General features: G+C 64.2%; 25 protein-coding genes. 7 read left to right on the forward strand and 18 right to left on the reverse strand.

Going from position 1 to position 25,978, the window contains the following annotated elements; translation table 11 throughout:
• Positions 1–3: 3 nt before the first annotated feature.
• From ACWRN3_RS02775 to ACWRN3_RS02785, 3 genes are all read right to left on the reverse strand, one after another.
• Positions 4–315 (reverse strand): 4a-hydroxytetrahydrobiopterin dehydratase, encoded by a 312-nt coding sequence (locus ACWRN3_RS02775; RefSeq protein ID WP_255175446.1) that lies wholly within the window; start codon positions 313–315, stop codon positions 4–6.
• A gap of 1,282 nt (positions 316–1,597) precedes the next feature.
• Positions 1,598–1,777 carry a hypothetical protein gene (locus ACWRN3_RS02780; RefSeq protein WP_324645104.1) on the reverse strand — a complete coding sequence of 60 codons (180 nt, stop codon included), beginning with the start codon at positions 1,775–1,777 and terminating at the stop codon, positions 1,598–1,600.
• A gap of 156 nt (positions 1,778–1,933) precedes the next feature.
• Positions 1,934–2,107 carry a CsbD family protein gene (locus tag ACWRN3_RS02785; protein ID WP_159633138.1) on the reverse strand — a complete coding sequence of 58 codons (174 nt, stop codon included), beginning with the start codon at positions 2,105–2,107 and terminating at the stop codon, positions 1,934–1,936.
• Between the two features lie 100 nt (positions 2,108–2,207).
• On the opposite strand from ACWRN3_RS02785, the gene ACWRN3_RS02790 reads away from it, so the two are divergent.
• Positions 2,208–2,375, forward strand: coding sequence for a hypothetical protein (locus tag ACWRN3_RS02790; RefSeq protein ID WP_476739824.1), 168 nt, complete (start codon positions 2,208–2,210; stop codon positions 2,373–2,375).
• Between the two features lie 80 nt (positions 2,376–2,455).
• Here the strand turns inward: ACWRN3_RS02790 and ACWRN3_RS02795 are convergent, their stop codons facing one another.
• Positions 2,456–2,779, reverse strand: a complete 324-nt coding sequence (locus ACWRN3_RS02795; protein ID WP_476739825.1) for a hypothetical protein — start codon at positions 2,777–2,779, stop codon at positions 2,456–2,458.
• 217 nt (positions 2,780–2,996) lie between these two features.
• Here ACWRN3_RS02795 and ACWRN3_RS02800 point away from each other — a divergent pair, with 217 nt between their 5' ends.
• Entirely contained in the window at positions 2,997–3,785 is a 789-nt protein-coding gene (locus tag ACWRN3_RS02800) for a helix-turn-helix transcriptional regulator (RefSeq protein WP_476739826.1), read from the forward strand.
• 23 nt (positions 3,786–3,808) lie between these two features.
• Here the strand turns inward: ACWRN3_RS02800 and ACWRN3_RS02805 are convergent, their stop codons facing one another.
• Together ACWRN3_RS02805 and ACWRN3_RS02810 are read right to left on the reverse strand one after the other, a co-directional pair.
• The gene (locus ACWRN3_RS02805) at positions 3,809–5,785 is read right to left on the reverse strand and encodes an APC family permease (protein ID WP_476739827.1); all 1,977 of its coding nucleotides are present in this window, start codon (positions 5,783–5,785) and stop codon (positions 3,809–3,811) included.
• Positions 5,786–6,014: 229 nt separating this feature from the next.
• The gene (locus tag ACWRN3_RS02810; RefSeq protein ID WP_476739828.1) at positions 6,015–6,236 is read right to left on the reverse strand and encodes a hypothetical protein; all 222 of its coding nucleotides are present in this window, start codon (positions 6,234–6,236) and stop codon (positions 6,015–6,017) included.
• Between the two features lie 454 nt (positions 6,237–6,690).
• On the opposite strand from ACWRN3_RS02810, the gene ACWRN3_RS02815 reads away from it, so the two are divergent.
• Positions 6,691–7,134 carry a YdeI/OmpD-associated family protein gene (locus ACWRN3_RS02815; protein ID WP_476739829.1) on the forward strand — a complete coding sequence of 148 codons (444 nt, stop codon included), beginning with the start codon at positions 6,691–6,693 and terminating at the stop codon, positions 7,132–7,134.
• Positions 7,135–7,286: 152 nt separating this feature from the next.
• Here ACWRN3_RS02815 and fdhA read toward each other — a convergent pair whose 3' ends face one another.
• Together fdhA and ACWRN3_RS02825 are read right to left on the reverse strand one after the other, a co-directional pair.
• Positions 7,287–8,504 (reverse strand): formaldehyde dehydrogenase, glutathione-independent, encoded by a 1,218-nt coding sequence (gene fdhA, locus ACWRN3_RS02820; protein ID WP_255175453.1) that lies wholly within the window; start codon positions 8,502–8,504, stop codon positions 7,287–7,289.
• A gap of 440 nt (positions 8,505–8,944) precedes the next feature.
• Complete coding sequence (locus ACWRN3_RS02825) at positions 8,945–9,877, reverse strand: LysR family transcriptional regulator (RefSeq protein ID WP_476739830.1); 933 nt, start codon at positions 9,875–9,877, stop codon at positions 8,945–8,947.
• Positions 9,878–10,034: 157 nt separating this feature from the next.
• On the opposite strand from ACWRN3_RS02825, the gene ACWRN3_RS02830 reads away from it, so the two are divergent.
• The 3 genes from ACWRN3_RS02830 to ACWRN3_RS02840 all read left to right on the forward strand — a co-directional run bounded on the left by ACWRN3_RS02830 (position 10,035) and on the right by ACWRN3_RS02840 (position 13,282).
• Positions 10,035–11,339, forward strand: coding sequence for an aromatic ring-hydroxylating oxygenase subunit alpha (locus ACWRN3_RS02830; RefSeq protein WP_476739831.1), 1,305 nt, complete (start codon positions 10,035–10,037; stop codon positions 11,337–11,339).
• Positions 11,336–12,751, forward strand: coding sequence for a ferredoxin reductase (locus tag ACWRN3_RS02835; protein WP_476739832.1), 1,416 nt, complete (start codon positions 11,336–11,338; stop codon positions 12,749–12,751). The genes ACWRN3_RS02830 and ACWRN3_RS02835 overlap by 4 nt, the downstream gene beginning before the upstream one ends.
• A 153-nt stretch (positions 12,752–12,904) precedes the next feature.
• Complete coding sequence (locus tag ACWRN3_RS02840; RefSeq protein WP_476739833.1) at positions 12,905–13,282, forward strand: hypothetical protein; 378 nt, start codon at positions 12,905–12,907, stop codon at positions 13,280–13,282.
• Here the strand turns inward: ACWRN3_RS02840 and ACWRN3_RS02845 are convergent.
• The 8 genes from ACWRN3_RS02845 to ACWRN3_RS02880 form a co-directional block, all read right to left on the reverse strand.
• On the reverse strand, positions 13,236–13,682 hold the full coding sequence (locus ACWRN3_RS02845) for a rhodanese-like domain-containing protein (protein WP_324645119.1): 447 nt from the start codon (positions 13,680–13,682) through the stop codon (positions 13,236–13,238). The genes ACWRN3_RS02840 and ACWRN3_RS02845 overlap by 47 nt on opposite strands.
• 263 nt (positions 13,683–13,945) lie before the next feature.
• Complete coding sequence (locus tag ACWRN3_RS02850) at positions 13,946–15,277, reverse strand: MFS transporter (RefSeq protein WP_324645121.1); 1,332 nt, start codon at positions 15,275–15,277, stop codon at positions 13,946–13,948.
• Positions 15,278–15,514: 237 nt separating this feature from the next.
• Complete coding sequence (locus tag ACWRN3_RS02855; protein WP_324645122.1) at positions 15,515–17,350, reverse strand: glycoside hydrolase family 15 protein; 1,836 nt, start codon at positions 17,348–17,350, stop codon at positions 15,515–15,517.
• Between the two features lie 130 nt (positions 17,351–17,480).
• A complete protein-coding gene (locus tag ACWRN3_RS02860; RefSeq protein WP_255175460.1) occupies positions 17,481–18,587 on the reverse strand; it encodes an enolase C-terminal domain-like protein in 1,107 nt (368 codons plus the stop codon).
• 3 nt (positions 18,588–18,590) lie between these two features.
• Positions 18,591–20,381, reverse strand: coding sequence for a thiamine pyrophosphate-requiring protein (locus ACWRN3_RS02865; protein ID WP_255175461.1), 1,791 nt, complete (start codon positions 20,379–20,381; stop codon positions 18,591–18,593).
• 2 nt (positions 20,382–20,383) lie between these two features.
• Positions 20,384–22,039 (reverse strand): GMC family oxidoreductase, encoded by a 1,656-nt coding sequence (locus tag ACWRN3_RS02870; protein WP_476739834.1) that lies wholly within the window; start codon positions 22,037–22,039, stop codon positions 20,384–20,386.
• Positions 22,036–22,677, reverse strand: a complete 642-nt coding sequence (locus ACWRN3_RS02875) for a gluconate 2-dehydrogenase subunit 3 family protein (protein ID WP_255175463.1) — start codon at positions 22,675–22,677, stop codon at positions 22,036–22,038. The genes ACWRN3_RS02870 and ACWRN3_RS02875 overlap by 4 nt, the downstream gene beginning before the upstream one ends.
• Positions 22,674–23,141: a hypothetical protein gene (locus ACWRN3_RS02880; protein ID WP_255175464.1), complete on the reverse strand. Its 468-nt coding sequence runs from the start codon at positions 23,139–23,141 to the stop codon at positions 22,674–22,676. The genes ACWRN3_RS02875 and ACWRN3_RS02880 overlap by 4 nt, the downstream gene beginning before the upstream one ends.
• A gap of 89 nt (positions 23,142–23,230) precedes the next feature.
• On the opposite strand from ACWRN3_RS02880, the gene ACWRN3_RS02885 reads away from it, so the two are divergent.
• Positions 23,231–23,731: a MarR family winged helix-turn-helix transcriptional regulator gene (locus ACWRN3_RS02885; RefSeq protein WP_476739835.1), complete on the forward strand. Its 501-nt coding sequence runs from the start codon at positions 23,231–23,233 to the stop codon at positions 23,729–23,731.
• Between the two features lie 124 nt (positions 23,732–23,855).
• Here ACWRN3_RS02885 and ACWRN3_RS02890 read toward each other — a convergent pair whose 3' ends face one another.
• Positions 23,856–24,824, reverse strand: a complete 969-nt coding sequence (locus ACWRN3_RS02890) for an aldose 1-epimerase family protein (protein ID WP_476739836.1) — start codon at positions 24,822–24,824, stop codon at positions 23,856–23,858.
• A 13-nt stretch (positions 24,825–24,837) separates the two neighbouring features.
• The gene (locus ACWRN3_RS02895; protein WP_476739837.1) at positions 24,838–25,884 is read right to left on the reverse strand and encodes a glucose 1-dehydrogenase; all 1,047 of its coding nucleotides are present in this window, start codon (positions 25,882–25,884) and stop codon (positions 24,838–24,840) included.
• Positions 25,885–25,978 lie beyond the last annotated feature (94 nt).

Here is a 25,978-nt window from a genome sequence, read left to right on the forward strand (position 1 = left end):
GACTCACTCCGTGGCGGCGACCCCGAGGTCCGCGGCGTGGCCGCTGATAGTGCGGGCCAGGTCGATGTCGCGGCTGGTAATCCCGCCGACGTCGTGGCTCGAGAGCGTGACGCCGACCTCGGGGTAGGTAAGCGTGAGGTCAGGGTGGTGGTTGGCCTCCTCGGCGGAGGCGCCGATGCGGTTCACGAGCTCCAGCCCGGTGGAGAACTTCCGGGTCCTGAAGGTGGCGGCGAGGGCCTCGCCGGTCACGCGCCACCCCGTGAGCCCGGCCTCGGCGAGCTCGGCGGCGGACAGCTTCCGTTGGGGATCAGTCATAGTGCCATCATGACTCCGGAGGGCCGCCGTGGGCTACCCCGGGAGGCGCCACGCCTCCCCGGGTGATGGCCGGCGGGCCACTGCGGGTAAGACTCCGCACTGGGCGGGGATAACACTGTCGCACCCTGGGTGGGGGAACGGGCCAGTCACGATGCCAGGCGCGTCCTTCTCTGGGCCCCCAGACCCTATGCAAAGGGGGCCTAGAGCGTACTTTCCGTCAATTAGCCGTTGAGAGCTGGTCTGGTAGCGGTGCCGTCGGGGTGGAATTGTTGACCGGCTACCGTTTTCGGAGCTACGGGGTGGTGGTGACGGGCTAATGAATTCGCCCAGAAGACGACCATCTGAGTTCGAGAGTTTGGCGCCTGGGAGGGTGTGGACAATGTCCGCACTTTTCGTATCGGAGTGCCTCGTACCGCCGTCGAACTGACCCGGATTTTGTAGGCTTTCAGGAGTTCCGCATATGTTTTAAGGTCGGGAATGTAGTTCGAGTCCCACCTCGGGCAGAGTGTTTCCGCAAGCCAGCGGCTATGCACCTGGTCAGTCACGCTCCATATGAATGGTGACTTCATAGGAATCTGGGCCTTCCGGAGATGCATCGATACAAAGTGATTCCCGGCTTACTCCAGCAGTCGCGGTCCTGACGCACCCCACAGACCGTTCCAGGGCGGGGCCTCCCTTTCCGGACGTCATCCCGAACCTGCTTGCCGCACTTTCAATGCTGACCTTATGAGTCACGGACCATCGTGCGTTCAGCCGCAAACAGGATGTGTCAATGGAGAGACATCCGGGATCCACCTTGGGGTCGAAGCGGAAGACCTCCACCCAATCATGCTCCGGTACGTTGTCCGCGCGGGCCCTCATGGCACTCGCCTTTTCTTCCTGGGAGCCGCCACCACCATTAATCTCCTGGGCCAGTGCCGAGCATCCCGCGAAGACAAGAATGCACAGTAGGGCTACTGACAGCCCGACTCCGCCGAGGATCCATCCAAGCCAGCTATTCTTAGGCGGCGGAGGCCCCGGCCAGCCTGGCTGAGGGTATCCGTACGGCTGGTGCTGATACTGGACCTGGGGAGAATGGCGCGGCTGAGGGGGATGGGCTGGCTGCTGCTGGTCTGAATTCACTTCAGCACCCCAGTGAGGACCGGCCGCGGCCGCCCGAAGAGGAAGCCAGCCTTGTGGGAGGCGGCCGTGCTCCCGTGCGGTCCAGATGTCTGCTGGAGGTCCGGTGATGAATCCGGGTGGCCTGAAGACTACTCATCGTCTTGGCTTGAGGGACGGGGTGTTAGGTCCGCGCTGCCGCCGCATCATCAGCTTTTTGGGCTTCCGCACCCCCAGCGCCATGGCCGGCCCGGGTCCGCGACCGCCGTCGGGCCTTCGCCAAGGACACCAGCAGGATCACCACGGTACCCATCCAGGCAAATCCGGTGAGGAACACCAGACCGATCGACACTAAGGGGTGCATATCCAGAGCATAGGACCACGCGGCTGGGACATCCGGGTGAAACTCCGCACCATCGGCGCCGGGATCTGCACGGGCAGGCGCGGGCGGTTGCCGTCCTGGCAATGGACACAGAAAAGGCGCGCCCCGTTCGCTGAGCGCGCCTTTCCCTTGATCCGGTCAGTGCTTGAAAGCATCCTTGACCTTTTCGCCGGCCTGCTTCAAGTCACCCTTGGCCTGGTCTGCCTGGCCTTCGGCCCGCAGGCTCTCATCGCCGCTGGCTGCGCCGGCAGCTTCCTTGGCCTTGCCGCCCGCCTTCTCGGCAGCGTTATCAATCTTGTCACCCAGTCCCATGGTCTTACCTCCTGTGGTGTGGCAGCCGTTCGCATTCGGCTGCATCCATAGTAAGCATGCTTAGGTTCCCCATTTCAAGTGTTGTCACTGCCTGCGGCCAATGCACCACACCTGGATCACCACCGCCCAGCTCTCCGCCTACGTGCGGGCCGAGGTGCGCCATCCCATGGCCGACGGCACGACGAGCAACGGGACCAATATGGGAACGACGCTGCTGCTGGGTCCAATGGCAGCATTGACCAACCCGATCTTCCTCGGCGCCACATAGGGGTCGATAGGCGGAAAAGGCCCTAGGGCCGGGTCCTGCGAGGGACCGGCCCCAGAACCTTCTTCAGCTGTTGGGCTCCCTCATTGCTGCGCCGGGAGTGGTGCCCTGAGGGTGTCGGTATTGGAGGTTAGATAATTGTGTACCTCATGGAAAGTCAGTTTCGGGGGTGCCGCAAAGCCCAGTTCCATGCTGAGAGGTCCGATCTTCTCCTGGGCGAAGGCGTCGAACTGCTCACGGCTTTCCCAGACATCGGTGACTTGGAATCCTTTATCCGTAGCCGTGGCCCAGTGGGATATCGAACCTGCGGGACCGGGGCCGCCGGGCGTCAAGCCCATTTTCTTGTTGATCTCGTCATATTGTTCAAGCGTCGACCCGTCGAACTCCATGATGATTGCGACTGCCATGATCTTCTCCTTCTTGGGTCGGGTCCGTTTTTTGCAGACGCGCGGGTGGATGGCCTGCCACGTCCGGCAAGGCGAATATAGAACCCCTTGCATGGGGCTTATATACGCAATTCTGCGCATCGCGGGTGCGGACCAAATGGGGTAGCCCCCTACAACTGGCAAACCCTTGAATGTGCTGAATTCCGGCCCCTAGCCTTGAAAAACGAACCATTCGTTTATGGTGGGCAGAACAATGGATGCTGTTGGTGACCTTGCCGGCGAACTCGTCCGGCTGCCGGACCGCGGGACCTATCTGAAAGCGGCCAGCGAGCTCCTGTCGAAGCTTTTCCCCTGCGATGGGCTGGCATGGAATGAGCTGGATATGCAGCAGGTCCGAGCGGAGGTCTACGCCCGCCCCGGGAACCACCCGTTCGGTGATCTTGCCCGGAAACTGCTTGAAATCCGAAACGACCATCCGCTCGTCACAAGCGACGTAGGCGATTCCATGGCCGGCGTGTGGCGCCCGCGGCGCCTCAGCGACATTGTTTCCGACCGGGAGTTCTACGAATCGAGGCTTTATCGTGAAGGCTTCCGGGAGATGCGGATTAACCGACAATTGTCGCTACGGACGGCACAGGCGGGCCCCGGAATATTGCACAGTTGGGTCATGAACCGCTGGAATCATGATTTCAGCGACAGGGAAATGGACCTTGCCAGGGAAATCCAGCCTGTGCTGTGCCTCCTCGACACGGCCTATTCACAGCCGCCAACTGCAACGAACAATCCGTGGCGTGCCGACGAGTTCGGTCTGACGGACCGCGAGGCAGAGATCCTTGCGCTTGTGGCGCAAGGCCTGAAAAGCACAGCTGTCGGCCACCTGCTGGGAATCAGCCCGCGGACTGTGTCCAAACACCTGGAACATTCCTACTCGAAGCTCCGGTGCACCAACCGCGTGGACGCCGTCAGGCTGTTTACAGCGGCCCCCAGCAAGGCCCCGGGTACCGGTAACTTCAGCGTCCCGGCGTGAGCCGCGCATCCCCGTTGCGCCGGTCAACCCACATGAATGCCGGGCCTGGCCGCCTTGTTAGGTTCCGTCTCGCGGAGGATTTCCCGCACCAGCGGAGGCGTATCGCCCTGGCCAAGGAACAGGTAGCGCATGAGGTGGTTGACCGGGCTGCCCTCAGACCATTCGAAGTAGCACTGCGGCATGACCCCGGTCGAGTCCCGGAGGGCCAGCAGGACTGCTGCGATGGCGTTCGGCACGGCGGGGGACTTCACGCGGAGGACCCGGTAGCCGTCAACCTCGATGCCCTCGACCCGGAGCGTGTGGCTGAATTCCGAGGGGTCGGATATCTCAACTTCCAGGAAGATGACGTCGGCGGGGCCAGGGACGGGGTTCAGCCCGCGCTGCTCGAACTCCTTCTCGGCGTATTCCGTCCCGTCCCCGGTCTGGCGTTTGTTCGCGATGATGTGGAGTTCCCGGTCGTACGCGATGGAATCCGTAATGAACTGGCGTGCGGGTTGGTCGAATTCGATGGTGTCGACCCGCAGTTCGGTGGTCCGGGTAACGCGGGACACGAGGGAGACAGCGATGATGCCGCCGATGAAGAACGCGGAGATAAGGAGGCCGTCCGGCTTTTCGATGACGTTATCGGCCAAGGCGTAAAGCAGGATCAGGGTCAGTACAGTGAAGCCCACAGCGCTGGCCCGGCTGCGACGCCGGATGGCCGAGACGGTGACGGCGACCGCCCCCGAGACCATCATGGCCAGGATCCCTGTGGCATAGGCACCGGCTTGGGCGTTCACGTCCGCCTTGAAGGCGATCGTGATACCGATGCTCACCACGGTGTAGACCAGCACAACAGGCCTGACAGCGCGGCCCCACTCGGGCGCCATGCCATAGGCGGGCAGGTAGCGGGGCACGATGTTGATGAGCCCGGCCATTGCAGACGCGCCGGCGAACCAGAGGATCAAGGCGCTGGAGATGTCATAGACGGTGCCAAATCCGGCGCCGAAGAGTTCGTGGGCCAGGAATGCCAAGGCCCGTCCGTTGGCTTGGCCACCCTCCTGGAACTCGCTGGCCGGGATCATGACGGTGGTCAGGAAGCTGGTGGACATGAGGTAGACGCTCATGATCAGTGCAGCGGTGGTGAGCAGCTTGCGGGTATTCCTGACCCGTGAAGCCATGACGTCGTCCGGCGTGCTTCCGGAGGACTTGATCAGCGGCATCATGGAAACCCCGGTTTCGAACCCTGACAGGCCCAGGACCAGCAACGGGAAGGCGATGATGGCCGGGCTGACCAGCCCCATCGGGCCGCCGCCACTGGAGAGCAGCCGGTCTGTCCAGCCGGCCACCAGGGACGGGTCGGCCGCGAGGTGAATGAATCCGGCCACCACGACGGCGGCGTTAAGCAGCAGGTAGATGGCAACCAGCGGGATGGCGACCCCGACGGCTTCATTGAATCCCAGCAGGAACACTCCGCCCAAAATCAGCAGCAGGACCACCGTGATGATCACTGCTCCGCCCTTGAGGGCTTCGGGGATCAAGGGGTTTTCCAGCAGGTGGACTGAGGCGTCGGCGCCCGAGAGCGTGATGGTAATGATCCACGAGGTTGCCACGAAGCCCAGGAGCAGCAGGACGAAGAACTTGCCGCGCCAGAATGGCAGTAGTTTCTCCAGCATGGCCACCGATCCTTGACCATAAGGGCTTTCCTGCGCGACCCTGCGGTACATGGGCAGCATACCCAGCAGTGTCAGGGCCACGATCAGCAAAGTGGCCAGCGGCGACAGCGCCCCAGCGGCCAGGGCTGCAATGCCGGGCAGGTAGGACAGTGTGGAGAAGTAGTCGACGCCGGTCAGGCACATGACCTTCCACCAGGCGTTGGGCTTGTGGTCCTCCTTGGCCTCCGGGCCGCTGGGAGCCACCTGGTTGGCGAGCAGCCAGCGCACCAGAGGATTGCGGTCCGGGCCAGGTGCCTGCTTGAGGTCAACATGCGCGGGGACGACGTGGTCAGAGGGGGTTGTCATCGGGTCTTTCCCTTGGGATCTGGAACCACGGGCCCGAAGCGGAGCCCATGGAGCCGGGCAGGACTGGTTCGGATCGCCGGACCTAAGCTGCTCTTACCCGGCGGTCAGGAGTTCCAGACACTAAAGAGAGGCATGTTGTTTTGGGGCTGGCGGGTGCAGTGCCGGAAACCAGGCTCGGCTCCACGGGCAAGCTGCTTGGTTGGCAGAAGAGTCCTCTGTGCGGTGCACCCTAGCGATGGCGTTCCAAGAGCCACGCCGAATCCACCTGGGCTTCCGGGAGGTGCCGCAGTCTCCTGACCAGGATGGCGAACGGCAACAACAGCAGCTGGAGCATCCCGCTTGCGAGCAGCAGGGCAACGAGCAGGAGGATGTCCGGAAGGTAGAGGAGGAAGACGCCGGCGATTGCGGCGAAATATCCGGCGATGAACCCGAGGATCCTCCTGGTATCCATGATTGCTCCCAAGAACTCGTCACCCGCACTGGGTGATGGACAGTGTTCTGTTGGCGGCCCGGCTCTGTGCAGTACGGAACCGCACTCGCTGGGCGATGCTGCCCGTGGTGGATGACTTCACCGGCGGACTTTTCTGAGCCTCAACCTGCGTCTCGGTCCAGGGCTTTGGCCTGTGACGGAACGGACCCGGCGCCATGGCCTGTGGTGCCGGGGAGCGGTGGCGGCAGGGGGAGGTGGCGCGGAAGCCACGAGCGATGAACCTCTCCTGCGGCGGCGCAACTTCAGGAGGACGAAGACAGTCCCGCCAACCCACATCAAGGCGGCGCCGAGAATCAGAAAGACGGCCTCAACTGTGTTCACGGCTGTTACTTCGGGGAACTTCGGATTGCACCAGCGCCAGCGTGAGCGGGGGCTGAAGATCAATGCTGGTCCTGGGAAGGTGCATACTTTGGAGATGAAATTTACCACTACCCTTCGAGGGAGCGGCAACAAGGTGGGCATCGAGGTTCCCGAGGACGTCGTTCGGGCGCTTGATGCCGGAAAGCGGCCGCCCGTGGTCGTGACTCTCAACGGAAAGAGTTACCGCAGTACCGTAGCGGTGATGGGCGGGCACAACATGATCGGGCTCAGCGCCGCCAATCGGGAGCTTACCGGTACGTCTGCCGGGGACGTCGTGGAGGTGGACCTGGAGCTGGACACCCAGCCGCGGAGCGTCGACGTTCCGCCAGACCTTGCCGCCGCCTTGGATTCCGACCCCGAAGCGAAAGCTTTCTACCAAACGCTGAGCTACAGCAGCCAGCGCCGCTACGTGGAACCGATTGCAGTGTCTAAGACCGCAGAGACGCGGTCACGCCGGATCGCAAAGGTTGTAAGTGACCTTAAGGCCGGCAGAAAGTAGGACCATAAGGCCGCGGTTTAAATGCAGTGAAACGAACTTTCAGTGCTGGCGGGTTCTTAGTGAGGATGTTGCTGAGGGGCGGGTGCCGGAGGCCGCAGGACAACCGCGCAGTGGCGAAGTGCCCCGGACCTCCGGCTTCCCGTTGCTTCCTACTAAGCCTTCACATAGCCGTTGGGGTTCAGCACGAATTTTGTCGCCGCTCCGGCGTCAAATTCGGCATAGCCGCGGGGAGCATCTTCGAGCGGGATGGCCTTGGCGTTGACGGCCTTTGCAATCTGGACCTTGTCATGGAGGATGGCCATCATCAGTTGACGGTTGTACTTCATCACCGGGCACTGGCCCGTAGTGAAGGACAAGGACTTCGCCCAGCCGGTGCCCAAGGACAGTGAGAGGGAGCCGTGCTTGGCTGCTTCATCAATTCCACCGGGATCCCCGGTCACGTAAAGGCCGGGAATGCCAAGGGCACCGCCGGCGGCCGTGATGTCCATAAGGGAATTCAGGACGGTGGCAGGCGCCTCGTGGGAGGCATCCTTTCCGTGGCCGCGGGCTTCGAAGCCGACGGCGTCCACGCCACAGTCCACCTCGGGAACCCCCAGGATCTGTTCAATCTGTTCCTTCGGGTCGCCCTTCGTCACGTTGACGGTTTCGCAGCCGAACGACCTCGCCTGCGCCAGGCGGTCTTCATTCATGTCGCCCACAATCACGACGGCGGCGCCAAGGAGCTGCGCGCCTACGGCCGCAGCAAGGCCCACCGGTCCGGCGCCTGCCACGTAAACGGTGGAGCCAACACCGACGCCGGCGGTCACGGCCCCGTGGAAGCCGGTGGGGAAGATGTCCGAGAGCATGGTCAGGTCCAGGATCTTTTCCAGGGCCTGGTCCCGGTCCGGGAAGCGCAGCAGGTTCCAGTCGGCGTAGGGGACCAGTACATACTCGGCCTGTCCGCCCACCCAGCCTCCCATGTCGACGTAGCCGTAGGCGCTGCCCGGGCGGTCCGGGTTGACGTTCAGGCAGATGCCGGTCTTTCGTTCCTTGCAATTTCGGCAACGGCCGCAGGAGATATTGAACGGCACGGAGACAATGTCGCCCACTTTGATGAATTCGACGTCGGGCCCCACCTCCACCACTTCGCCAGTGATTTCGTGGCCAAGGACCAGGTTCTGCGGAGCGGTGGTGCGCCCCCGGACCATGTGCTGGTCCGAGCCGCAGATGTTGGTGGTCACCGTGCGGAGGATCGCGCCATGGGGTACCTTGCGGCCAACGTTCGCCGGGTTTACGCCCGGGCCGTCCTTGAGTTCGAACGTCGGATAGTCCGTGTCGATGATTTCGACGACGCCGGGTTCCTTGTAGGCAACTGCTCTGTTTCCTGACATGGTCACTTCCTTATCGGTAGGTGTTGCGGGGCGTGTGGAGAAGCCGGGATATCCGGTCATGGACGTTGGACTCCATGCCGGGCGGGTCTGGGATGGAGCAAAGTGCTTTCCCGGGGATGGCCGCGGGCAGTAAGGGAAGGCGCGGAGGGGTGTGCAATTACCAACCCCCTCAACGATATATTCGGGCTACGTCGACTGATATACCAGGCTGGTGTCAGCGTATACGGGGTATTACTGCAGGTCAACAGGGTTTGGGTACCTGCTGCGGCGTCCTCACCAGCCGGAGCGCGCGACCCCCGGGTCATGAGGGGCGGTGTTCGTTCTGTGTTTCAGGCAGCGCCGGATGGCAGGCATGCCGTGAGCGTCAAAGTTCACCCAACTCCTCAGGCGGGACCGCCTGCCCCACGCTGCGTCGGGTCTTTCCGTTCAGCATTGCGGCTTCACAGGTCGTCTTCCGGGCGGGCGGCGAGGATCCGCTTGGCGTTGGTCTGCAGGATGCTGAGTGACTCCTGGATCAGGGGGGATCCGATACTCCCTCGGCGCGCGACAGCCACGATCCGCCGGACGGGCCGCCCTTTGCCGGTTATGCGCAGCCGGACCACGTTCTCTGCGCTATGAAGTGGCGCCAGTCGTGGCAGCAGGCCCACGCCCAGCCCCGCACCTACGAAAGCGATCTGGGTCTCCCACTCCACAGCCTCGTGGGCAATCCGCGGGGTCACTCCAACTGCAGTGAACGCGGCCGTGAAAAGGGCGTGGTAAGTGGAACCGGCGGCTTCGGTGATCCAGGGTTCCGAGGCCAATTCTTCAAGCGTCACAGTTTCCCGCGATGACAACGGATGGTCGGACGGAATGATCACGTCAAGGGGATCGTCGAGCAGAACGGTCTGCTCGAAGCGCAAATCATCGTCGCTGTAGGTGTTGGACTGCATGGCGACAATGACCGCAAGATCGATCCGCTCGGCCACCAGCAAATCGAAGCAACGGGCCGGGTTGGCCTCGAGTACCTGTACCTCCAACTGGGGGCGCGTGGAGCGGAGGGTGGCGGCCAAAGGGGCGAGCAACTGCGCGGCAGCTGTGGAAAATCCACCGAGGCCGAAACGCGACTGCACTTGGTCGCCGGCCTCCATTGCCGCAGCGCGCAGGCTCTCCCAATCCGCGATGAGGGTGTCCGAACCCGCCACGATGAAGCGGCCTGTGGCGGTCAGCCGGACACCCCGGCCGTCCTTCGTCAGCAGCTGCAAACCGAGCACGCGCTGGAGCTCACGCAGTTGGGCTGAGACTGCGGAAGGAGAGTAGCCCGTAAGGTCCGCGGTTCCGCTGACAGTGCCGCATCTGGCGAATACGCGAAGCGTTATAAGCCTTGGATCAATCATGCATCCATTGTGCACGGTTATCCGCTGATTCTTGCGCTTTTGTTGCAGACCCGGCAGCCCTAATGTGACTACAACGACTTTTGGCGACGGGCTGCGGAAACGCGACCCTTGTCTACGCAAACCAGCACACTCACCCACGCCTCTCGGGAGAAAAACCATGACTGCTCCAGTGCACCAGCCCCTCAACGCACGCGGAAAACTCGCTTCATCCTTGCCTGCAGAGCAGCTGGCGGAGATCACTGAGTTGTTTGCATTGCGTCGCACGGGATATTCACTCGACGCCCCTTTCTATACGGACTCCACGATTTTCAAAATCGACATGGAAGCCATCTTTGGCCAGCACTGGATTTTTGCAGCGAGCACCGCTGAACTTCCGGAGCCCGGCGACTACGTCACGGTCGACTATGGGCCCTACTCGCTGATCGTGCTGCGCAACGACGATGGCGGCGTGAACGTCCTGCACAACGTGTGCCGGCACCGCGGTGCCCGCGTCCTGACTGAATCCACCGGGTCAACGGGAAACCTGGTTTGCGGATACCACTCCTGGACTTATTCACCCAGCGGCGATCTGATCCACGCCTCGGCACCGGGAGAAACGAAGTTCGATAAGAGCTGCTTCGGGCTCAAGCGGGCCCACGGCCGCGAGGTGGCTGGGCTTATCTTCGTATGCATCGCTGACGAGCCGCCGACCGACTTCGATGAAACCTCAAAAATCTTTGAGCCCTACCTCGCGCCCCACGATCTGTCGAAGACGAAAATTGCCTACCAGCAGAACATCATCGAAGAGGGCAACTGGAAGCTCGTCATGGAGAACAACCGTGAGTGCTACCACTGCGACGGCCACCCTGAGCTCGCCTGCTCGCTCTTCCCCACCTGGGGCCTCACCGAGGGCCTCATCCCGGCCCACCTTGAGGAAGTATGGGACCGGAACAAGCAGGCGCAGTCCTCCCTTGAGGAGCGCTGCCGCCGCTATGGTCTTCCCTACGAGGTGGTCGAGGAGCTTGACACCCGCATCGCGGGCATCCGCATCTCCCGCGAATCACTCGACGGAGAGGGCGAATCATTCTCTCCGGACGGCCGCAGGCTCTCCAAGAAGCTGCTCGGCGATCTGCCGGACTTCCGGCTTGGCCGATGCTCGATGCACCTGCAGCCCAACAGCTGGTTCCACTTCCTGGGCGACCACGTCATCACGTTCGGCGTCTTCCCCATCAACGAGCACCAGTCACTGGTACGCACCACCTGGCTGGTAGCGGACGATGCCGAAGAAGGCGTCGATTACGACCTCGAGAAGCTCACGTACACCTGGAAGCAGACAAACCTGCAGGACAAGGCGTTTGTTGAGCTCTGCCAGCAGGGTGCCGGGAGCCCCGCCTACCAGCCCGGCCCCTACATGAAGAGCGAATACCAGGTCGAGGCTTTCATTAACTGGTACGTACAGCGTGTGCAGGAGCACCTGGCATGACGGAACTCCTTATCGAGACACCGGTCCGGGAACCCCAGCGCATCCGCGGTCTTGAAATGCCGTGGAACAGGGTGATGGGCAGCACTGAAGCGCCCGCCCGCGCCGCCCGTGCCTTGGGGCCCTGGCATCCGCAGGAGTTCGTGGCGGAATGCGTCGAGACCATCCCCGAGGCCGGCGGCATGATGACGTTCGTGTTCCGCCGCTGCGACGGTGCGCCCCTGGCGTTCCGTGCGGGCCAGTACGTAAACATTGCCTTCCCGGTGAACGGTGAGGAGCACGAGCCGGTGGACCGCAGCTACTCGCTGTCCAGTTCGCCCACGGAACCGTGGACCTTCAGCGTCACCGTCAAGCGCGACCCGGGCGGACTGGTTTCGCCGTGGGTGCACGACAATGTCAGGCCCGGCACTGTCCTGGACATGCTGGGACCCGTGGGGGCCTTCCACCTGCCGGATGCCGACCGGCGCGCGCGCTACCTCTTCCTGGCCGCGGGCGCGGGCATCACCCCCATCATGTCGATGCTGCGGACCATTCACTCGCTGCCCGGGACCGCCAACGTGGTGGTGCTCTACCACGGTGCCGAAGCCGGCGGCTTTGCCTTCCACCGGGAGCTGGCCTATATCGCTTCCGTTGACCCGCGCGTCAAGGTTTTCTATGCCCTGGGCGACCGCGGCAGGCCTGAGGAGTGGGAGGGCTTCAGCGGACGGCTGAGCTCGGCAATGATCGAGGAGGTGGCCCCCGACGCCAACGGCCGGCAGGTCTACGCCTGCGGCCCGGAGGGTTACCTGAACACCGCTACTGAACTGCTCAAGAAGGTGGGCGTCGACGACACCTCGATTTATATGGAGTTCTTCTCCGGAGATCGCAAAACCCTCCTTGAATACCAGGCAGAGATCGCACTGGCATCGGACATCGCGGAGGAAATTGCCGAGGAAATCGCAGACTCGGCTGAGGACTACTACGAAAGCCAGCCCTCAGCGTTCGGGCTATACGAACCCGGCTATGACGCTGAGGGTACCTTGAAGGCATCCGGGCTGCCGCTGGAAATTGTCGAGCCGGAGGCGCCCTCGAGCGAAGCCGGTAAGGGTACTTCAGAGGCGGATTCCGCGGCCCCGTCCCCCGATGCGTCAAGCTTTGACACCGTGGGGACGGGAAGCCTCACCCTTTCCTTCATGCGCACCGGCATCAATGTACGGATCGACCCCGAAGAACACATCCTGGGTGCGGCCCAGCGCGCGGGCGTCCGGATCGGTGCTAACTGCAAGGAAGGCATGTGCGGCTCGTGCAAGGTGGTCAAGCTTTCGGGTGAGGTCGAAATGAACCACCAGGGCGGAATACGGAAGCGGGAAATCGATGCTGGCAAGTTCTTGCCCTGCTGTTCCACCGCTCAGACGGATCTGGTGATTGATGCCTAGAAGTACTGGCCGGTCGGGGCTCATTTAGCCGCCAAAGGGGCCCCGACTGCGCCATATCTGCAAAGCGGCCCAGGTGTTCCAACAGATTCTGATGCCGCCATGGATGCCGAAAGCCTCTGACACGGCACCGGATACCGTGTTTGTGTTGATGGCATGAAAACGAGTCATGCCGCCCTTCGGGCGGTGAAAGCCTTCCACACAGCCGCCTGGTTCAGCATCGAGGCCTGCATGGTCTATTTGCTCTATGCCGGATTCCGCGGCGACACCGGCAGGCGGGCGGCCATGGCTGCTGCAGTTGTGGGCGGGGAGACCCTGGTCTTCGTCGTGAACGGCTTCCGCTGCCCCCTGACGCCGCTCGCGCAACGCCTGGGTGATGCCCGCGGGTCCGTTACCGACATTTACCTGCCGCGATGGTTCGCCCATAACCTGCCGGCCATCCACGTACCCCTTATCGTCCTCGCGGTGGCCCTGCATCGAAGAAATTTCAGGAATCAGCGCGCAGGGCAGCCCAGGCCTGGAAGCCGCCAATGAGGTCGGTCGCACGGCGCAAACCCAGCCGCTGCAGGGTATGTGCAGCCAGGCTGGAGCTGTAGCCCTCATTGCAGACCACCACTATCCGCCGGGTGGGGTCGTCAGCGATGGGGAGCCGGTGGGGGCAGGAAGGGTCGAGCCGCCACTCCAAAACGTTTCGGTCAATAACCACCGCACCCGGTAGATCGCCGTCGCGGTCCCGCTGGTCAACGGGCCGGGTGTCAACGACAAGTGCGCCCGCGGCCATCTCCTTCTCAAGGTCTGATGGCTGGACCCGCTCGAGCCCGGCGCGGCTCTCGAGCAGCAGTTGGTCAATTGTAAGAGGTTCATGCGAACTGCCCGGATCTGAACTGCATGGGCAGGCTGCGGTGCCGTCCTTGACGATATGAGGCTGATCCACCGGGTTCCTCGCTTTACCTTCTGGTCGGTTGGCGTTCCGCGATGCAGCGGAACGTCGCTCAATTCCTAAGGTATGGGCAGAGCCACGGTCAACATGCTTCCGCCCTGCGACCGCGGCGCTGATTGTGGCGGAGCGCGGGGCGCTCTTCTTGGTGGGAGCGTTCGACGGCGCCGGCTGCTCTAAAGGGCGCGGCCGTCCCCGCGCCGTGGCAAAAGGCTGCCCAGGCGGCCGGGCGCCCGGGCAGCTTATTCCACGACCGCAGATCAACTGACTTTTCCGGCATGCCTTTTCTGGGGTTCGTGCCCGTGGCCCCCGGCCACCGGCCTGTCGCCTCCGCGGCGCAGGGTCAGCATCACCAGGCCGGCGGCGAGCAGGCAGCATGCCAGGAAGATGGACGTGGCCAGGAAACTGCCGTGCGTAAGATCCTGCAGATACCCTCCGACATAGGGCCCGACGAATCCGCCGAGGTTACCTACTGCATTGATCAGCCCCATGGCGGTGCCGGCCACGGCGACCGGCATGGCACGGGATGCGGAGGCCCAGAAGGGGCCGTCGTATGCCAAAGCTCCCGCGACGGCGACGCTGATCAGGGTGACAGCAAGGAACGGAAGATTGTCCCCTGTTGCCACCGAGACGACCAGGGCGACGGCACCGATGGCCATCGACAGCAGCACGTGCGTGGAGTACCGGCCGGAACGGTCGGCTGCTTTGGCGTTGTACCAAAGGCCGAACATCGCCAAAACATAAGGAATCGCAGTGATCAGGCCGACCTCTATGGAGGACCCGGAGGTGATCGTCTTGATCACGTGGGGGAGCCAGATGTTGATGCCGTAGAAGCCGATCTGGATGAGGAAGTACACCAGGGTCAGGCGCCACACCACTGCGTTGGACAGGACATGGCGCAGGCCGAGCTTTTCCTGCTGGGGATGGGCCGCAGCGTCGGCAGCCAACCCTTTCTCGATGTACTCGCGTTCCTGCACCGAGCACCACTTCGCTTCACGCGGGTGATCGGCGATCAGGGACCACCACAGGGGTGCGGCGATGATGAACGGGAAGATGCCTTCGATGATGAACAGCCACCGCCAGTCCGAGAAAGAGAGGATCCACCCGGAGAGGGGCGCAGTGATGATTGACGCGATGGCGATGTTCATCATCCAGAACGCATAGGCCCGGGCCCGTTCGGCGGCGGGGAACCAGTGGCTGATCAGGACAAGGATGGCGGGCCAGATCCCGGCCTCTGCGACGCCAAGGAAGAAGCGCACCACGAGCAGCTGGGTGAAGTCCTGGATGAATCCGGAAAGGACGGCCAGCACGCCCCACACGAGCACCATGATGCCCACAAATTTCTTGGCACTCCAGTGCTCGGCCAGATGGCCGCCCGGTATCTGCAGGACGAGGTAGCCGATAAAGAAGATCCCGGCGGCCAGTCCCTGTTGGGCCGCGTCGATGCCCAGGTCCTGGTGGAGTCCATTGAGGGCGAACCCGATGTTGGTTCTGTCCATGAACGAGATGATGTAGACGATGATTGCGACAGGGATCAGCCTCTTCCACCGGGCATTGCCCACTGCCGGCGCTGACGTGACGTTGTATGCCATCGGATTTGCTCCTTCGCAATATGGCTTATAGGTAGCACCCCAGCATGCTGTTGCTCTTCCGCGGTCCCAGGGGTCCGGCATTACGTACAGGACGCAAGGATCAGGACTCTTTCAGGAAGCCGGCAGCGGGGCGGCGAATCCGGGGACCGTCAGCCGGCCGGCGGTCCTCCCATATGGACCACTCTTTTATTGAATAGCAACTGTTGCGCGAACGCAAGAGTTAACCTGGACCGCCTGTCAGCCTGTTCTTTCGCGGGCTGGCCGGTCACCGGACTGATGGGAGCCGGGCAAGGGCGTGTCGCTGCGGCCCGGCCGCCCATGGCCGAGTTGCAGGGCGCAGTGAATAAGGGGGAAGTGGCTGAAAGCCTGCGGGGTGTTTCCAAGTTGACGATGGTTCCGCGGGTCCCATTCTTCACTGAGCAGGCCTACGTCATTGCGTAGTGCGAGCAGGCGTTCAAACAGTTCCGTGGCCTGGCCGCGGCGGCCGATCCCCAACAGCGCGTCCACCAGCCAGAAGGAACAGGCCAGGAATACGCCTTCGGTACCGGGCAGCCCATCATTGGCCGCTTCGGGGTGGTAGCGCAGGACGAAGCCGTCCTGCGTGAGGTTTTTCTGGATTGCCTCAACGGTGCCCGTGACGCGTGGATGGTCGTGCGGAAGAAACCCGACCCGGGGGATGAGCAGCAGGCTGGCGTCGAGTTCGGTGCTGCCATAGGACTGGACGAAGGTGTTTTGTTTCTCATTAAAGGCGTGGGTCATGACGTCATCGTGGATGTGCGTGCGCAGCGCGGCCCAGCGGTCCCGGGGACCTGGCAGCCCGAACTGCTGCACTCCTTTGACCATCCGGTCCGCAGCCACCCAGGCCATGACCTTTGAGTGGGTGAAGTTGCGGCGCGGCCCGCGCATTTCCCACAGGCCGTTGTCCGGCTGGTCCCATGCCCCTTCAAGGTATTCCATGAGGGCCACCTGGATGTCCCAGGAGTCATCAAGGGCGCCCGCAGGGGCAGCGGCCCGGGTGAGGGCCAGGCCATCGAGTACTTCACCCCACACGTCCAGTTGCAGTTGCGGCGCCGCTGCGTTTCCTGTCCGCACTGGCTTGGAGCCTTCGAATCCCCCCAGCCACGGCAGTTCCGTTTCCGGCAGGCGGCGTGTCCCGTCCAGCCCGTACATGATTTGCAGGTCGGCTGGATCACCGGCGACTGCCCGCAGCAGCCATTCCCGCCAGGCAGCGGCTTCCTCGGTATACCCGCAGGCGAGCAAGGACTGCAGCGTCAGGGTGGCGTCCCGGAGCCAGCAGAAGCGGTAGTCCCAGTTGCGGCTTCCCCCGGGGTCTTCGGGCAGGGAGGTTGTGGGGGCTGCGACGATCCCGCCAGTAGGTGCGAAGATCAGTGCTTTAAGCGTGATGAGGGACCGTTCCACGGCGTCCTGGTAGTCGCCTGACATGGTGTTGCGGCTGATCCACTGATCCCAAAACGCCTGGGTAACGGCCAGGGCGCGTTCAGGGTCGGTCCGGTCCGGGACCGGCTTATAGCTGTGGGCCCAGCGCAGGACGAATGGGATCCGGTCTCCGGCTTTGACCGTGAACTCGCTGATGGTCCGCATGTCCTCGCCCTTCAGCGGAGCGGGGGTAGTGAGGTAGGCGGCGTCCGGTCCTGCGACGGCACTGATGCCGTGGTCCATGCGGCGGACCCACGGAATGATCCGTCCGTAGTCGAAGCGCAGCAGCAGTTCCCCTTTCATGGGGACGCTCCCTTTCAGGCCCTCCACAATGCGGATCATGTCTACTGAATCATCGCGGGCGGGCATGAAATCCGTCACCCTGACGCTTCCCCCTGGAGTGTCCCATTCCGTCTCCAGGATCAGGGTCCCGGGCCGGTAGCGGCGCCTGGTGCAGTTGCCCGCACCGGCCGGTGCCAGGAGCCAGCGTCCCGCCTCCGGGGAGTCCAGCAGGGCCGCGAAGCAGGCCGGCGAATCGAAATTGGGCAGGCACATCCAGTCTATGGATCCGCTGCGGCCCACCAGGGCAGCAGTATGCAGATCGCCCACCATCGCATAGTCGCTGATCTCTGGCATCAGGCGCTTTCCTGCACATATTCCGGTAACGGTGGTTCGGCCGGTCCACCTCGCGGGTTCTTCATGGGTGAGTCCTTTCCGTGTGTGTCCGGCTCCCTCGCAGCGGGTCGCTTCGGCGCCGGCGGGCGTGTCACTGGACCCGGTATTTCCCGGCCTCTGCCGCGCGCAAGGCGAGCCCGTTGCCAGGGCCGTCGCCCGGGCTCAGTGACCCGCCCGCGGGATCCAGCGTTCCGTCGAAGAAGAGATTCTCAATGCGGACGTGGTCGTGGAACCACTCCAAATGCCGGAAGTTGGGAGTGGCGGCGGCGACGGCGGCGCTGAGGTGGGGAGCGCAGTGGCCTGATACTTCCAGCCCGTGGGCAGCGGCCAGGGCAGCGATGCGGAACCATTCGCTGATGCCGCCGCACCGGCTGACGTCCGCCTGAAGGCAGTCGACGGCATCGGCGGCACACATGCGCTGGAAGTAGGGGAGCCCGGTGCCGTATTCACCGGCGGCAACGTCCGCTTCCACGGCGTCCCGGACCACCCGCAGCCCGGCCAGATGGTCGCTGGAGACCGGTTCCTCAAACCAGGTCACGTTCTCCGCATCAACCTCGCGCATGACGCGGACGGCCTGCTTGGCGGTGTAGGCGCCGTTGGCGTCGACAAAAAGTTCCGTGTCAGGGCCGACGGCGGCACGCGCCTGGCGGATGCGCGCCAGGTCCCGTGGCACGTTCGTTCCGTTGTCCTGGCCGATCTTGATCTTCACGCGCGGGATCTGCTGGCCCTGGGTCCAGCCTTCGAGCTGGTTCCGCAGCTGTTCGTCCGAATAGCTGGTGAAGCCGCCGCTGCCATAGATGGCCACTTGGTCGCGTACCGCACCGAGCAGCTGGTGCAGCGGCAGGTCCAGGAGGCGGGCCTTCAGGTCCCAGAGCGCGCAGTCGACGGCGGACACGGCATAGGACGCCAGCCCCGTACTTCCGGGGTTCCGCACCGCACGTGCCATCGCCCACGCCGCGGCCGGCACGGCGAGAGCATCCACGCCCAGGACGGCGGGGCCGAGGAGTTCCTCCACCAGGGCGGCTGCCGCCGCGGGTGCGTAGGTCCAGCCCATGCCGGTCTTCCCGCCCGCTGCTGCCTGGACCAGCACCATGGTGGTGGACTCCCACCAGAACGTGCCGTCCGCTTCCGGGCCGTCCGTAGGCACCGTGTAGGCGGCGGCCTGGACTGCGGTGACGGGCGCTTCGGCACTGGCCAAGGGTCAGCCCTCCTTGTGCGGGAGGAATTCCTGGATCTTTGTCTTGACCCCTTCTTTCACCACACCCCAGGCGCTGTCGTCGCCTTTGACCATTGCCTCGGCGGTCTTGCGGGCCTGCTCCAGGGTGGCGTGCGGGGGGATTGGCGGGATGTCGGGATCGGTGCGGACATCCAAAAGTGTGGGCCTGTCCGCGGCAAGGGCTTTCTCCCAGGCCGGTCCGACGTCGTCGGGATTATCCACGTGGATTCCCTGCAGCCCCAGGCTGTCCGCGAAACCGGCGTAGTCGACGTCGGGCAGCGCCTGGGACTCGCGGAAGGCGGGTACGCCGCCCATGGCGCGCATTTCCCAGGTGACCTGGTTCAGGTCGTTGTTATGCAGGACAGCCACGACCAGGCGTGGATCGTCCCATTCACGCCAGTAGTGTTTGACCGTGATGAGCTCTGCGAGCCCGTTCATCTGCATGGCGCCATCTCCGGCGAAGGCGATGGCGGGCCGGTCGGGATGGGCGAACTTGGCGCCGATGGCGTATGGGACACCGGGTCCCATGGTGGCAAGGTTGCCGGACAGCGAGCCGCGCACCGAACCGTGGAATTTCAGCTGCCGCGCATACCAGTTGGCCGACGAGCCCGAATCGGCACTCAGCATGGCGTTGTCCGGAAGCCGGGTGGAAAGTTCAGCAAACAGTCGCATGGGGTTGACGGGATCGGCGCTGACCATAGCCTCGTCGTGCATGGTTTCCCACCAGCGGCTGATGGATGCTTCGAGGCCCTCTTGCCAGGACCTGTCCTTCTTGCGGTCCAGGTGCGGGATCAGCGCCCGCAAGGCGGTGCCGGCGTCCGCGACGATGTTGAACTCGTTGGTGTAGCGCAGGCCGATCATTTTGGGGTCGACATCGATCTGGACACCCCGCGCCTGCCCCGGTTCGGGCAGGAACTGCGTGTAGGGAAAGCTGGATCCCACAGTGAGCAGCGTGTCGCAGTCCCGCATCATCTCGTAGCTGGGGCGCGTCCCCAGCAAACCAATGGAGCCCGTGACATACGGCAGGTCATCCGGGAGGGAGTCCTTGCCCAGCAGCGCCTTGGCCACGCCCGCGCCCAGCAGTTCAGCCACTTCCCGGACCTCATTTGCCGCGCCGCGCGCGCCCTGACCGATGAGGACAGCCACTTTTGTCCCCTCGTTCAGGAGCTGCGCGGCGCCCCGGATGGATGCGCTGTCCGGCTGGATGTCGGGCCAGTGGATTCCCAGGCTGGAAGGCACCATCTTGAACTCGTGGGTGGGCGGGGCATAGTCGAGTTCCTGGACATCGGCGGGGATAATCACGGCGGTGGGAGCCCGCTGTGCATCCGCGATCCGGATGGCCCGGTCGATGACGTTGGGCAGCTGCTGGGGAACGGTGACCATCTGGACGTAGTCCGACGCTACGTCCTTGAACAGGGTCAGCAGGTCAACTTCCTGCTGGTAAGACCCGCCCATGGCGCTCCGTGCCGTCTGTCCCACGACGGCCACCACCGGAACATGGTCCAGTTTGGCGTCGTACAGGCCGTTGAGCAGGTGGATGGCCCCAGGGCCCGAGGTGGCCATGCAGACGGCCGGGCGCCCGCCGAACTTGGCATAGCCCACGGCCTCGAAGGCCGCCATCTCTTCGTGCCGGGCCTGGATGAATTTCGGCTGGTTTCCCGCCTTGCCGAAGGCGGCGAGGATACCGTTGATGCCGTCTCCGGGGAAGCCGAAGACCTTGTCCACGCCCCACTCGGCCAAGCGGGAGAGCAGGTAGTCAGCCACTGTTGTTGCCATGATCAGTCTTCCTTCGTGCTCATCGGGGCACCCCTGCGGGCACCTTGGATCAGGTCGCGGGCGGCCCGGGCCGCCAGGGCCATGATGGTCAGGGCGGGGTTCGCGCTGCCCTGCGTGGGCAGGACGCTGCCGTCGGTGACCAGCAGGTTGGGTACCGCGAAACTCCGCAGGTTGCGGTCCACAACTCCATCCCGCTCGCCGGCGGCCATCCGGGCACCACCCACCAAATGTGCGTAGCGGTTGATGGTGATCACTTCTTCCGCTCCCGCCGCGGTCAGGATCTGCTCCATGACCTTTTGCGCTGCGGACATCAGCTGCCGGTCGTTGTCGCACTGGCTGTAGCTGAAGCAGGCCACCGGGATGCCGTTGCGGTCCGTCTCGTCCGCCAGGGTCACCCGGTTTTCCTTCAGGGGGAGGAACTCGCAGAGGGCCCCAAGGCAGGCCCAATGCGGGTAGTCGCTCATGTAGCGGCGCAGCGCAGCACCCCAGTGTCCCTGCGCCGCAACATGTTCCGCCCAGGTGATGGGAAGGGGGGAAACGGTCTGGATGGAGAAGCCACGCTTGTACGGTTGTGCCGGGTCTGTCTCGTAGAACTCCTCCGTGCTGACCTCCGGGGGCGGGGCCTTCCACATCCGTACTTCGGCCTGGAACCGTCCGGCCGTCTGCGGCGCCCCCTGGACCATCAGGTAGCGGCCCACCTGGTCGAAGTCGTTGCACATCCCATCCGGGAACCGCGGTGACGTGGAGTTCAGCAGCAGCCTGGGCGTTTCGATCGAGTAGCCGGCCACGGCCACCATTCGGGCGCGCTGGAACCTGTGCACGCCCCCTTGGACGTACTCGACGCCGGTCGCCAGGCCGGTGGACTCGTCGAACCCTACGCGGGTGGCCATGGAATCGGCCCGGATTTCGGCGCCGTGGGCCAGGGCGTCCGGGACATGGGTGATCAGGGGAGAGGCTTTGGCATTGACCTTGCAGCCTTGGAGGCAGAAGCCGCGGTAAATGCAGTGCGGGCGGTTGCCGAAGCGGCCGTTGGCGATGGCCACCGGCCCCACCTTTGCGGTGATGCCGCAGGCGTTGGCGCCTCTCAGGAACAGCTCCCCGTTGCCGGACAGAGGGTGTGGCCGGTGGGGGTAGCTGTGCGGGTCGCCCCACGGCCAATGCTCTCCGGAGACCGGCAGTTCGGCCTCGATGTCCTCGTAGAACTCCCGGAGTCCGGCGTACTCAAGCGGCCAGTCGGCGCCTACTCCGTCCGCGCTGAACGTGTGGAAGTCACTCGGATGGAACCGGGGAGTGTAGCCAGCGAAATGAACCATGGAGCCGCCTACTCCCCGGCCCGAATTGTTCGAGCCCAGCGGAACAGGATCCTTCCCGGTGATGACCCGCGGCTCGGTCCAGTAGAGATGGTGGGAGCCGGCCTCGTCGCTGACCCAGTCCTCTTCGGGGTCCCAGAACGGCCCTGCGTCCAGGCCCACGGCCCGCCACCCGGCCCGTGCGAGTCGCTGGAGCAGTGTAGCGCCACCGGCACCGCAGCCCACGATGACAATGTCCACCTCGTCGTCCTCGCGGAAACGGCGCATGTCAGCGCGCAGGCGCTGGTTGCTGCCGGGCCCGGCGGGCAGCAGCCACGCCGACTCGTTGCGCCTGCGCAGGCTGTTCACCGGCCGGTCCTTCGGGTGGGGTCTGCACCAGGTTGGACGTCGCGCACTTCGAATGGCTCCAGCCGGTCCACCCCGAGGTTTTTGTAGCCGCGGGGGTACGCAGGGCCGGCAAAGCCGATCTCGTCCCAGGCCAGGGGGTGGGAGTAGAACGCGGTGCAGGCGTACCGGGTCCACAGGCTCCAGACCCGGTCGGCGGGGAGGCCGTGCCAGAGGCCCTGCTCCAGGTCACAGATGTCCTGCAGCAGTCCGGCCTGCCTCTCGCGGCTGAGCTGGGCGAAGGTGCAGTCTTCGCGGGAGCGGGCCTCCTGGTCGAGCGCTGCCAGGGAGGCGCGCCATGCCTCGCCGTCGCGGGGCATGTTGTCATAGTGCCAGCCGTCTGTCTGCTCCTCGGCCAGGCGGGCGTCCACCATGTTCACCAGCGGCACCCGCGGCTCCGCATCCTGGTCAAGCAACTGGTCCAGGAGCGCACGCGCCGCTGCCTCCTCCTCCGGGGTGAAGAAGCGCACGTCCGGAGGCAGCGCCATCCTTGACTGCACGACGGCGGCCGTCACCGGATCCCAATGCCGCACCTGCGCAAGGGTGCTGAAGCCCGGATACCGGCCGCCGCCGTCATCCTCGGCCAGGGGGAGCGCGCTCACGGCTCCCGCCTCAGGATCGACGCCAGGACACCCATGCCGCCCACCATGGTGACCAGCAGCGGTGCAAACAGGGGCGGCCCCATCTCCAGGTTGTAGCGCAGGTTGGACAGGCCCCCGGGCTTCTGCCGGATACCCTGCAAGTGAAGCCAGGTGCCCTGCAGGCCGTTCACCACGATGGCGGCGCTGGCCAGCGGAAGCGCCGTCTTGGCCATGCGGCGGCTGAAGACTGCGGCCACTCCTGCCGCTGCGCCCACCGGGCCCAGGGCCACGGGGGCCCACATCCACTTGTTGCCGAAACTTGCCTTGTCATGCTCAAGGAAGATCTCCGCGGCGGTCACCAGGGCGCCTGCCGCCGTCAATGCGGAGAGGGAACGTTCAAAGCGGCCCGTTTGTACGTTTCTGATCAGCCGGTCGATGCCGTTGACTGTTCCCGCCACGGTACGTTCTGCCTGGTGTGTTCTCACGATTCTCCTTACTGATGAGATTCCCCGCCTGGATCCAGTGAAACCTTCAAACTTTGCGGGAAAGCAACTATCGGAGGAAACTGGTGCGCATGGATGCAGCTGGTGGGTCTGACCCAATCCCGGAACCGTCGAGTCGGGAAGTGGAGGCAGTGCTGCGCGCTGCGGACACCCTTCTGGGTGTTGTGGCCCGGTCAGTTGCCGAGGTTGAGGACGTGGTGAATACGCCGCAGCTGCGGGTGCTGGTCCTCATCCACACCCGCGGACCGCAGAACCTCGGCGGGGTGGCCGCTGAACTTGGGGTGCATGCTTCCAACGCCACCCGCATCTGCGACCGCCTCGTCGCGGCTGACCTTCTCGAGCGGCGCGAAGACCCGGCAGACCGGCGGTACGTCCGGCTGGAGCTGACCCCAAAGGGAAAATCTCTGGTGGATTCCGTGCTGGACCACCGGCGGCAGGCGATCGCGGAGGTTATCTCGAGGATGCCGTCAGGCCGCCGTCCGGCACTGGCTGCTGCACTGGAGGCCTTCGCCGCTGCCGCCGGTGGCCAGGGCACCTCCGACGGACGCTTTACCTTGGGAGCCGGCACGTAAACTGACCGGATTATGCTGCCGCAAGCCATGCTTACATTGAACTCCGATAGTTGCGGTGGCGCAATAGTTGGCAGTTTGCTTTTGACTGGTTCTTCTTCCCTGGCAGCATGCTGGCGAAAGGCACTCAAAGCGGCCTGATGCCCCACTCGCCGGTGTGGGATTGCTTGGGCTCAAGGGTGATCAGGCCTTCACCGGAGTTTAAGGCGTCAGGGGCGCACGTCATGGGTTCCACTCCCAGACCCGTGCGCCGCCTGTCCAGCTGTGGGAGGGTGTCCCCGGTGAAGATTTCCAGGTACGGATAGGACTCATCCACCCACAGCTCGACACCTCCGGAGCGGTCCGGCCGCAGGATTTTTACCCTGGCCCGTCCGTCCGCATCACGCGTCAGGTCCGTATAGGCAACATCGATGTGCCGACCTCCCAGCTGCTGGAGTTCCCGCAGGTCGTACTCTGTGCCATCCACGCGCTCATGGCCGGTGGGGATGCCGTGTTCGTCAACCGGCAGGAAGGTGCGCCCGGGCACCTGCACCAGGCCGGCGTTGATGGCGCCCGCGGGCCCGGAACCGGTACTGAGGTAGGGATGCGCCCCCGTTCCGAACGGGCAAGAGGATGCACTGCGGTTGACGACTGTGGTCCGCACGCTCAAGCCGTGATCGCCCAGCTCATAATCCAGCCTGGCATCGAGAACCCACGGCCAGCCCTGGCAGGCGTGAAGGGTATAGGTGAAGGAAATCCTGTCCTTCACATGCTCCACAGCCGGGACGTCCCAGTTCCGCCAGCGGGTCAGGCCATGGATTGCCCCGCCTTTGTCCGGCTCACTCAGGTCCAGCTGAAACTCCTTGCCGTCCCACTCGTACCTGCCGTCCTTGACTCTGTTGGGCCAAGGAATCAGGGACTGCCCGCGCGCGCCCGTGCACATGTCGTCCGGCCCGTACCCATCCAACAGGTTCCGGCCGTCGCACAAGTACGCGCGAAGGGCGCCCCCCACTTCGGTCAGCATGACACTTTGCCGGCCGGCGGTGATTTCATACTGTCGGCCCGAGGGAAGCCAGCGTGCTGCCCCTGGGCCGTCCGGCGCTTGCCCCGCATTCATGGTGGTCCCCCCGTCAGTCCAGCAGCTCGAGGACGACCTTGACGTCGTCGGGTTGGTGGCCGAAAGCCTCACGGAAGCTTTCCAGCGGAAGCCTGCGGCTGATGAGGCGGCGCAGCCAGTCACGGTCCGCTTTCGCCAGGGCCTGCGCTCCGGCGTCGTAATGGCGGCGGTTGGCGTTGACGCTGCCGAACACCACGCCGTTCATGAGCACCTCCTCCCGGTTGAGGGCCCCGACGTCCACTTTCGTCTGTTTCCCGGTTCCCGAGACGCCGGTGAGGCAGGTGATGGCATCCTGGTCCCGGCAGGTGAGGGCATCAAGAACCACCGGTGTGACTCCCGTGCATTCGACCAGGACGTCGGGCTTGAGGCCCGATTCCGGGAGGGGTTCGCTGTGATAGGTGGCGCCCAAGTCGCGGACAAGCTGTGGCTTGGGGCCGTCGGTGACGACGTCGAAGACGTGGACGTCCAGGCCCTGTTGGACCCCCACCAGTGCCGCGAGCAGCCCGACGGGCCCCGCTCCGGTAACCACGGCGGTGTGGGGATCGAAAAAGGCCCGCTGCCCAATCCTGTTGATCTGTTCCCAGGCCTTGGCGACGATGGTGGTGGGCTCCAGGAGGACGCCCACGTCCTCCATCCCGGGATCGAGTTTCACCATTGCATCGGGGTCCGCGCGCCAATGCTGCCGCGCGAAACCGTCGAGGCCCTTGATCCCGTGCTCGGTGTATTTCCCGTTCAGGCACATGTCCCATTCTCCGGCGTCGCAGGCCTTGCACGGTTCCGGGTCAGGCCTGCGGACAATGCCCACCACCAGGTCTCCCTTTGCCAGGCCGGAATCCGGGGGAGCGTCGAGCACCCGGCCCAGGTTCTCGTGCCCCAGTACCAGGAAGTCCTGGCCGGGCGGCGCTTCCCCGTATTCCGCCGCGATGATCTCGCTGTCGGTTCCACAGAGTCCCACGGCCAGCGCCTCCACCAGCACCTGGCCCTCGCTGGCCGGCGGCTCCGGTATATCGCGGAGGTGGATTGAGTCCTTTTTTCCAGGTGTAACTGCCAGTGCACGCATCGTCTCTCCTCAAGCAGAAGGTCCGTACTGCCAGTCTCACCCATTACTTGCGCATGCGCAATAATCATCGAGTGGCAAAGGCGTCGGCGACGTC

Source organism: Pseudarthrobacter sp. rb (genome assembly GCF_056389225.1).

Excerpts from the sequence above, each read along its gene's own strand:
- ACWRN3_RS02775 (WP_255175446.1), bottom strand. The coding sequence starts at position 315 with ATGACTGATCCCCAACGGAAGCTGTCCGCCGCCGAGCTCGCCGAGGCC.
- ACWRN3_RS02780 (WP_324645104.1), bottom strand. The coding sequence starts at position 1,777 with ATGCACCCCTTAGTGTCGATCGGTCTGGTGTTCCTCACCGGATTTGCC.
- ACWRN3_RS02785 (WP_159633138.1), bottom strand. The coding sequence starts at position 2,107 with ATGGGACTGGGTGACAAGATTGATAACGCTGCCGAGAAGGCGGGCGGC.
- ACWRN3_RS02790 (WP_476739824.1), top strand. The coding sequence starts at position 2,208 with ATGCACCACACCTGGATCACCACCGCCCAGCTCTCCGCCTACGTGCGG.
- ACWRN3_RS02795 (WP_476739825.1), bottom strand. The coding sequence starts at position 2,779 with ATGGCAGTCGCAATCATCATGGAGTTCGACGGGTCGACGCTTGAACAA.
- ACWRN3_RS02800 (WP_476739826.1), top strand. The coding sequence starts at position 2,997 with ATGGTGGGCAGAACAATGGATGCTGTTGGTGACCTTGCCGGCGAACTC.
- ACWRN3_RS02805 (WP_476739827.1), bottom strand. The coding sequence starts at position 5,785 with ATGACAACCCCCTCTGACCACGTCGTCCCCGCGCATGTTGACCTCAAG.
- ACWRN3_RS02810 (WP_476739828.1), bottom strand. The coding sequence starts at position 6,236 with ATGGATACCAGGAGGATCCTCGGGTTCATCGCCGGATATTTCGCCGCA.
- ACWRN3_RS02815 (WP_476739829.1), top strand. The coding sequence starts at position 6,691 with ATGAAATTTACCACTACCCTTCGAGGGAGCGGCAACAAGGTGGGCATC.
- fdhA (WP_255175453.1), bottom strand. The coding sequence starts at position 8,504 with ATGTCAGGAAACAGAGCAGTTGCCTACAAGGAACCCGGCGTCGTCGAA.
- ACWRN3_RS02825 (WP_476739830.1), bottom strand. The coding sequence starts at position 9,877 with ATGATTGATCCAAGGCTTATAACGCTTCGCGTATTCGCCAGATGCGGC.
- ACWRN3_RS02830 (WP_476739831.1), top strand. The coding sequence starts at position 10,035 with ATGACTGCTCCAGTGCACCAGCCCCTCAACGCACGCGGAAAACTCGCT.
- ACWRN3_RS02835 (WP_476739832.1), top strand. The coding sequence starts at position 11,336 with ATGACGGAACTCCTTATCGAGACACCGGTCCGGGAACCCCAGCGCATC.
- ACWRN3_RS02840 (WP_476739833.1), top strand. The coding sequence starts at position 12,905 with ATGAAAACGAGTCATGCCGCCCTTCGGGCGGTGAAAGCCTTCCACACA.
- ACWRN3_RS02850 (WP_324645121.1), bottom strand. The coding sequence starts at position 15,277 with ATGGCATACAACGTCACGTCAGCGCCGGCAGTGGGCAATGCCCGGTGG.
- ACWRN3_RS02855 (WP_324645122.1), bottom strand. The coding sequence starts at position 17,350 with ATGCCAGAGATCAGCGACTATGCGATGGTGGGCGATCTGCATACTGCT.
- ACWRN3_RS02865 (WP_255175461.1), bottom strand. The coding sequence starts at position 20,381 with ATGGCAACAACAGTGGCTGACTACCTGCTCTCCCGCTTGGCCGAGTGG.
- ACWRN3_RS02885 (WP_476739835.1), top strand. The coding sequence starts at position 23,231 with ATGGATGCAGCTGGTGGGTCTGACCCAATCCCGGAACCGTCGAGTCGG.
- ACWRN3_RS02890 (WP_476739836.1), bottom strand. The coding sequence starts at position 24,824 with ATGAATGCGGGGCAAGCGCCGGACGGCCCAGGGGCAGCACGCTGGCTT.
- ACWRN3_RS02895 (WP_476739837.1), bottom strand. The coding sequence starts at position 25,884 with ATGCGTGCACTGGCAGTTACACCTGGAAAAAAGGACTCAATCCACCTC.